Annotated in this window: 3 protein-coding genes; 2 read left to right on the forward strand and 1 reads right to left on the reverse strand. The window is 70.3% G+C overall.

Annotated elements, in window-relative coordinates; translation table 11 throughout:
* Positions 1–287: 287 nt before the first annotated feature.
* Positions 288–1376, forward strand: coding sequence for a helix-turn-helix domain-containing protein (locus ACVOK1_RS20370; RefSeq protein WP_481563088.1), 1089 nt, complete (start codon positions 288–290; stop codon positions 1374–1376).
* Positions 1377–1415: 39 nt separating this feature from the next.
* Here ACVOK1_RS20370 and ACVOK1_RS20375 read toward each other — a convergent pair whose 3' ends face one another.
* Positions 1416–1898 (reverse strand): YajQ family cyclic di-GMP-binding protein, encoded by a 483-nt coding sequence (locus ACVOK1_RS20375; RefSeq protein ID WP_079223459.1) that lies wholly within the window; start codon positions 1896–1898, stop codon positions 1416–1418.
* A 98-nt stretch (positions 1899–1996) separates the two neighbouring features.
* On the opposite strand from ACVOK1_RS20375, the gene ACVOK1_RS20380 reads away from it, so the two are divergent.
* Positions 1997–2893, forward strand: a complete 897-nt coding sequence (locus ACVOK1_RS20380) for a DMT family transporter (RefSeq protein WP_481563089.1) — start codon at positions 1997–1999, stop codon at positions 2891–2893.
* The last annotated feature ends 106 nt before the right edge of the window (positions 2894–2999 follow it).

Below are 2999 nucleotides of genomic sequence, written 5' to 3' on the forward strand. Positions count from 1 at the left end.
CGGCAAGACCGGGGTTGGGCGTCCTGCCCAACCCGCCCGAGGCATGCCTCGGGCCCATGCCGCTCACACCCCCTCAACCGGACCCACCCCGCCTTCGACAGTTTCCCGCGAGCTGTTGGAACCTGCTGCTGATGGTGGGTGCCGACCGTTGGTCGGCACGGGGTCGGATCCGTTTTCCACCGGAAAACGGCTCTGACCCCGTGTTTGAACGGGTCTTTAAACGGGAAACATTCCGTTGCCATGACGTAACGCGGCCGTTCCGTGCGCGGGTGTACTCTGCTTCCATGATGGCCACGACAGTCGGGCAACAACAGCTGGTCGCCGCGCGTGCTGCGTTCGCGGAAGGCGATGTGCAGTCCTTGGCGGTGTTGCCGCTGCCGCTGCAGCACTCCTGGCAGCGTTCGCGTGCGGCCGGTATGCAGCCGGGGCAGGAGCCTTACTACCCGCCGCTGCAGGGCGATGGCCTGCGCCTGCGCGATCCCGAAGATCGCCGGCTCGCGCGCTGCGTGCAGCCCGAACTGGAACAGCTGTGGGCCGCCTTCGGTGGGCGGGGTTGGACGATGTTCTGCGCCAACCGCGAGGGACTCGTCATCGCCCAGCAGGCGCATGGCCTGGAGGATGCGCCGCTGCTGCGGCCGATCCAGGTCGGGCGGCGGCTGGGCGAGGCCGAGATCGGCACCACGGCGCCAGCGGTCAGCCTGGCCGATGACGTGCCCGCGCTGGTGCGTGGCAACGAACATTACCTGCAGCGCTTCGCACCGGTGTTCTGCCTGAGCGAACCGTTGCACGACCTCGATGGCCAGGTCTGCGGGGCGGTCGACATCACCGGGCTGGGCGAACGTGATCCGGCGCTGCTGCAGGGCTACTTCCGGCAGGCCGCGCTGGCCAGCGAGAACCGGTTGTTCCAGGGTCTGAGCGATGTGCACCTGCTGGCCGTGCAGCACGATCCGCGCTGGCTGGCCACGCCGCTGCAGGGGCTTCTGGCGGTGCAGGATGATGGGCAGCTGCGCGCCGCCAACCGCGTGGCACGCCGCCTGCTGGGCCTGCCGCGCCGCGGGCCGTTGCCGCTGCTGTCGATGGAGACGGTGTTTGCCGGTGCCAGTGCGGCGCAACGGCGTCGGCTGCTGCAACCGGGGCCTGCGCACAGGGTGCGGCTGGGCGAGGGCAGCGCGCTGTTCCTGCAGCACCTGCGCGCACCGCGTGCGCCCCGCACGCGGGTGGCGGCAGCACCGATGGCCGTGGCCGACGTGCCATTGCGGCAGCAGCAGCGCGAAGCCGCACGGCGTGCGGCGCAGGCGGCCGAAGGCAATCTCAGCCTGGCCGCCCGCCAGTTGGGTATCTCGCGCACCACGCTGTACAAGCTGCTGCGCGATTAAGCGGGCCGTCCGCCGGGCGTGACCCGGCGGCGGCATCCATCAGTCGCGGAAGTTGTTGAACTGCAGCGGCAGCTCGAACTTGCCGGCCTTCAGCACCGCGATGGCGTCCTGCAGGTCGTCGCGCTTCTTGCCCTGCACGCGCAGCTTGTCGCCGTTGATCTGGCTTTCCACCTTCAGCTTCGCTTCCTTCAGCGCAGCGGCGATCTTCTTGGCGATCTTCTGCTCGATGCCCTGCTTGACGGTGATCTTCTGCCGGGCCTGGGCCAGGTTGGTCTCGATGTCGCCGAACTCCAGGCTCAGCACGTCGATGCCGCGCGCGGCCAGGCGGGCGCGCAGGATGTCGTTCATCTGCTTGAGCTGGAACTCGGTCGGTGCGGACTGGTTGATGACATCGCCCTCGCGCTCGAACTTGGCTTCCACGCCCTTGAAGTCGAAGCGGGTGGCCAGTTCGCGGTTGGCCTGGTCGATGGCGTTGGTCAGTTCGTGGGTGTCGACTTCGGACACGACGTCGAAGGAAGGCATGGGCGTGGCTCCGCGGAATTCAGTGGCCACCATTCTATCGCGGCACCCGTGCCCGGCGCCCGGCGCCCGGCGGGGCACGCTGTCGGCGATAATGGGCCATGAACGCGCAACGCTCCCCTTCGCGCGCGGTGACCTGGATGGTCGCCGCCGTGGCCTGCTTCTCGCTGATGGACGCCGGCATGAAACAGCTGTCGGCCAGCTACCCCTCGCTGGAAGTCACCTTCCTGCGTGGCGCAGCCTCGCTGCCCTTCGTGCTGGTCTGGGTGCTGGCCAGTGCCGGCCCGCGCTCGCTCATCCCGCGCCGCTGGGGCCTGCACCTGCTGCGCGGCGGCCTGGGCATGGCGATGATCGGCTGCTTCGTCTACGCGTTGCGCGACCTGCCGCTGTCCACTGCCTACAGCATCTACTTCGTGGCCCCGCTGCTGATCGCGGCGCTGTCGGTGCCGCTGCTGGGCGAGCGGGTCGGGCCGCGGCGCTGGGTCGCCATCGGCGTCGGCCTGCTGGGCGTGGTCGTGGTGCTGCGGCCGGGCGTGGATGGCTTCATTTCCATCCCCGGCCTGATGGTGCTGGCCGCCGCCACCGCCTACGCCATCGCCGCCATCACGGTCAGCCTGCTGACCCGCACCGATACCTCGCAGTCGATGGTGGTCTGGTTCCTGGTCATCATGGCCATCGGTGCCGGCCTGCTGGCCTTGCCGGGCTGGGTGCCGCTGCAGCTGGCGCATGCGCCGCTGATCGCCGGCATGGGCCTGGCCGGGGCGCTGGGCCAGATCGCCCTGACCCGCGCCTTCCAGCTGGGCGAGGCGTCGATGATCGCGCCGCTGGAGTACAGCGGCCTGGTCTGGGTGATCGGCTGGGACCTGGCCTTCTGGGGCCAGCTGCCGGACGGCTACACCTGGGCCGGCGCGGCGATCATCGTGGCCTCGGGCCTGTACCTGCTGCACCGCGAGCGCCTGAACCGGGTTGAGCCGCCGAAGCCGCTGGATCATCCCTGACGCGACGGGATGGGACTGGATGGGGTGCGCCGCCCCGGGGGGGGGACGGCCCCCGGGGCGGGGGCCCCCGGGGGGGGGGTCCCCCCCGGCCAGGCCCCGGGCCCCC

This window comes from Stenotrophomonas sp. STEN087 (assembly GCF_056759115.1).